The organism is Mesorhizobium sp. M4A.F.Ca.ET.020.02.1.1 (genome assembly GCF_004022645.1).
In the GTDB taxonomy this organism is placed as follows: domain Bacteria; phylum Pseudomonadota; class Alphaproteobacteria; order Rhizobiales; family Rhizobiaceae; genus Mesorhizobium.
The window spans coordinates 1-4,250 of the sequence record NZ_RZOI01000543.1 but is presented as its reverse complement, the minus strand read 5'-3'; the positions used below and the strand labels follow the sequence as shown (position 1 = coordinate 4,250).

Here is a 4,250-nt window from a genome sequence, read left to right as displayed (position 1 = left end):
CGGTGAAGGCGCCGGCGCCGATCCAGCGCTGCGTCGGCTTCGGTGGCAGGAAGGCCTGCCTGGCCGGGTTCCACTCAGCCTTTGCGCCGGCCTGGCTGGCGAGATGGATCGTCGGCGACCAGCCGCCTGACATCAGCAGGCAGTCGGCATGGATGCTGCGCGCGTCGCCGGTGGGCGCGCCACTCAGCATGTCGAAGCGCTGCACTTTTAGGCCGGAGAGAGCCTTGCCGCCCTCGGTGGCCACCACGGCGTGACCGGAGAGCATTTCCGCCTCGGCCTCGGTGGCCAGCCGGCGCATTTCGTCCGACAGCCCGGAGCGAACGTCGACGATTGCGACGATCGCGGCCCCTGCCTTCCTCAGCGCCAGGGCGGAACGGTAGGCGCTGTCATTGTTGGTGAACAGGGCAATCCTCTCGCCGGGCAGGACGCCATATTCGTTGGCGTAGCGCTCTGCGGCATGCGCCAGCATGACGCCCGGCCGGTCATTGCCGGGGAAGACCAGCGGCCGTTCGAAGGAGCCGGTGGCAAGCACCACGGTTCTGGCGCGGATCGCCCAGTAGCGATGGCGCGGCTCGCCCTTGGCCAGGCTCTCCTTGTGGTCGCTGACACGCTCCAGCGCGGCAAGCGTGTTGCCGTCATAGTAGCCCCAGACCGTGGTGCGCGGCAAAAGCCGCACATTGTCGTTGCCTTCGAGTTGGCCGGCAACGCGCGCCGCCCAGTCGTCCGCCGGCATGCCGTCGATCGTCTCGCCGGACCAGTTGGCCGAGCCGCCGAAGCGCGGCTCCAGCTCGGTGAGGATGACGCGCGCGCCCTGTTCGGCGGCAGCCTTGGCGGCCATCAGCCCGGCCGGACCGGAGCCGACCACCAGCACGTCGCAGAAGGCGTTCATGCGCTCATAGCGCGAAGTGTCGGCGGCGGTGCCGGCTCTGCCGAGACCGGCGGCGCGGCGGATAAAATGCTCGCAGAACATCCAGAAGCGGGTGCCTTTGAGCGGGCCGATCACCGGCCCCATGAAGGTCTTGTAGTAGAAGCCGGCCGACAGGGGCTTGCCGCCGAGCTGGTTGGCCGCACTGACGTCCCAGGCAAGCGACGGGAAGCGGTTCTGGCTGACGGCGGTGAGCCCGTCATAGATCTCGACCATGGTCGCGGCGATGTTCGGTTCGCGCACCTCGCCGCGCAGCACTGTTACCAGCGCGTTCGGCTCCTCGACACCGGCCGTGAGCACGCCGCGCGGGCGGTGGTACTTGAACGAGCGGCCGAACAGCGTCACGCCATTGGCGAGCAGCGCCGAGGCCAGCGTGTCGCCGGCATGGCCGGTATAGGTCACGCCGTCGAAGGTGAAGCGGATGGTGCGCAGCCGGTCGACGCGGCCGCCGTTCTCGATGCGACGGGGGCTCACGACTTGGCTTCCGTCTTGTGCCGCGTGGCGGATCTGTGGCCGCCATGCGCGAAAGCAGTGCTGGAAATCTCGTGTGTCAGCGTGTTGCGCACGACCCTGATATGAGCGCGGCAGCCGCCGGCATGCTGCCAGATCTCGTTATGGTCGCCGGCCGGATTCAGCCGGTCGTAGACATAGGCGTTCCAGGCGTCGAGGTCCTGAGAGGCCGGTTGCGGACGCTCGCGGTTGCCATCGCCCTGATAGGCAAACTCGATGACGTCGCGTGGGCCACAATAGGGACAGGTGATAAGCATCTTATTTCAACCCTAGTGCAGCCGAGGCGTCGCGCCTTGGCCCTTGTCGTCGATGAAGAGACCGCGATAGAAGCGGTCGAGCGTGAACGGCGCGTTGAGCTCGTGCGGCTCGCCCTTGGCGATGGTCCAGGCAAAGCAAAAGCCGGAGGCCGGTGTCGCCTTGAAGCCGCCGTAGCACCAGCCGCAATTGAGATACATGCCGGGCAGCGGGCCAGTGGTAATGATCGGCGAGCCGTCCATCGTCATGTCGCAGAGGCCGCCCCAGGAGCGCAGCATGCGCACGCGCGCCAGGCCGGGGAACAGCGCCAGCATCTCGCTCATCACCTCGTCGACGATCGGCAGGCTGCCGCGCTGGGCATAGCTGTTGTAGCCGTCGAGGTCGCCGCCATAGACCAAGCCGCCCTTGTCGGACTGCGAGATGTAAAAGTGACCCATGCCGAAGGTCAGGATCGTGTCGATGATCGGCTTCAGCGATTCCGACACGAAGGCCTGCAGCACATGGCTCTCGATCGGCATCTTGTCGATGCCGGCCAGTTGCATGACGCGGCCGGTGCTGCCGGCAACGGCGAGCGCCACCTTCCTGGCGCGGATCTCGCCGCGCGTCGTCGAAACGCCGGTGATGCGGTCGCCGTCGCGCAGAAAACCGGTGACCTCGCAATTCTCGATGATGTCGACGCCGCGCCGGTCGGCGCCGCGCGCATAGCCCCAGGCCACCGCATCGTGGCGGGCGCTGCCGGCGCGCCGCTGCATCAGGCCGCGGATGACAGGGAACCGCGCCGAGCCGGAGACGTCGAGCGCCGGCACGAGCCGCTTGATCTGGTCGACGGTCATCAGCTCGGCATCGACGCCGAGATGGCGCATGGCGTTGCCGCGCCTGGCATAGTCGTCGAACTGGGCGGGCGTATGCGCCAGGTTCAGACAGCCGCGCTGCGAGAACATGACATTGTAGTTGAGGTCGTGCGAGAGGTTCTCCCAAAGCTTCATCGAATGCTCGTAGAAGCGGGTGTTGGAAGGCAAAAGGTAGTTCGAGCGCACTGCGGTGGTGTTGCGGCCGACATTGCCTGAGCCCAGCCAGCCCTTCTCCAGCACCGCGACGTTGGTGATGCCGTGCTCCTTGGCGAGGTAGTAGGCGGTCGACAGGCCGTGCCCACCGCCGCCGATGACGATCACGTCATAGGATGCCTTTGGGTCCGGCTTGCGCCAGGCCGGCTTCCAGTCCTTGTTTCCGCTGAGCGCGTTCTTGAGGAGCGAAAAGGCCGAATATTCCGCCATGTTTCATGTCGTCCGGTTGGTGCGATGCGGCAGACTATAGAGCAGGCAGCGGGCGCAAAGCCAAGATTGCGCCATCGCTTTTCGACAGGCCGACTTCCACTTGCCTGACCGGAGACGGCTTGCACTTGCCTGATCGGGGACGGCTTGCCGCGGGGTATGGCGGTCTTTATCAAGAACGAAATTACGAAGTCTTTTCGGCAGCGAGTCGCCATCAAGGTCATGTTCTTCCGGTTACTTCGCCTGATCCTGGTTCTGATGCTCGCCGTTTCGGCGCAGCCTTCGTTCGATGCGATGGCGCAGGCCATCGGCCAGGGTTCCGCGCAACTGATCGTCGACCAGCAGAAGGTCGTCCAGGACCTGGCGGCCAAGACCGATGGTCTCGAAAAGAAGGTCGCCGACGACGCCGAGGATGACGCAGCGCTTGTCGACGTCCGCCTGCAACTCGAGGATCTGTCGCGGGCGGCATTGAACAGCGCACTGGCCTTCCGCTCGCGCCTTGCCGACATCAACAACCGGATCGAGGTGCTTGGCCCGCCGCCGGCGCAGGGGCAGCCGCAGGAGCCGGCGATCGTTACCAACGAGCGCGGAGCGCTTGCCGCCGAAAAAGCCGAGATCAACGCCGTCATCGCCAGCGCGCAAAACCTGTCGATCCGCATCAACGGGCTGATCGACAAGATCGGCGTCATGCGCAGCGACCTTTTCCGCAATTTCCTCGCCAAGCGCTATGAACTGACGGACGCGCTCAGTCCCCAGGCCTTTTCCGATGCGCACGATCAATTCACCGGCCTTTACAAAGCCGTCTCGTCCTGGCTGATTTTCGCCTTCAAATTCAAACTCCAGGCCGTGCTCGCAGCGGCCCTGATGGCGCTGGGACTGGCGGCGGTGCTGCTGGTCGGCGGCCGGCGCCTGTTCGGGCGCATCTTCGAACCCGACCCGTCCATCGAGGCGCCGTCCTATCTCAGCCGGCTTTCCGTGGCGTTCTGGTCAACGCTGCTGCCGTCCGCGGCGCTCTCGGTGTTCCTCGCCTCGACCGTGTTCTTCTTCAATTATTACAACGTGCTGCGCGGCGATATCGGCGTCTTCCTCAATGCGCTGCTCGCCGTCATCGCGGTGGTGTTCTGCGTCAACCGGCTGACCAATGCCGCGCTTGAGCCGCGCCTGCCCAACTGGCGCCTGATTCCGGTCGAAACCGGGCCGGCGCGCTGGCTGGTGCGGCTGACGACGGCGATGGCGGTGGTCATCGGCTTCAACAATTTCCTGTCCGTGGTCAACGACAAGATGGGCTC

At 65.5% G+C, this 4,250-nt stretch carries 3 protein-coding genes and 1 pseudogene; 1 reads left to right on the top strand and 3 read right to left on the bottom strand.

Going from position 1 to position 4,250, the window contains the following annotated elements; all coding sequences use genetic code 11:
- From EN742_RS26220 to EN742_RS26210, 3 genes are all read right to left on the bottom strand, one after another.
- On the bottom strand, positions 1-1,399 hold a 1,399-nt coding region (locus EN742_RS26220; protein WP_128333455.1), incomplete at its 3' end, for a 2Fe-2S iron-sulfur cluster-binding protein.
- Positions 1,396-1,692 (bottom strand): sarcosine oxidase subunit delta, encoded by a 297-nt coding sequence (locus EN742_RS26215; RefSeq protein WP_126054074.1) that lies wholly within the window; start codon positions 1,690-1,692, stop codon positions 1,396-1,398. The genes EN742_RS26220 and EN742_RS26215, both read right to left, overlap by 4 nt.
- Before the next feature lie 12 nt (positions 1,693-1,704).
- On the bottom strand, positions 1,705-2,964 hold the full coding sequence (locus tag EN742_RS26210) for a sarcosine oxidase subunit beta (RefSeq protein ID WP_128333454.1): 1,260 nt from the start codon (positions 2,962-2,964) through the stop codon (positions 1,705-1,707).
- A 219-nt stretch (positions 2,965-3,183) separates the two neighbouring features.
- Here EN742_RS26210 and EN742_RS26205 point away from each other — a divergent pair.
- Positions 3,184-4,250, top strand: a pseudogene (locus EN742_RS26205) (mechanosensitive ion channel family protein); the annotation flags it as partial.

Excerpts from the sequence above, each read along its gene's own strand:
- EN742_RS26215 (WP_126054074.1), bottom strand. The coding sequence starts at position 1,692 with ATGCTTATCACCTGTCCCTATTGTGGCCCACGCGACGTCATCGAGTTT.
- EN742_RS26210 (WP_128333454.1), bottom strand. The coding sequence starts at position 2,964 with ATGGCGGAATATTCGGCCTTTTCGCTCCTCAAGAACGCGCTCAGCGGA.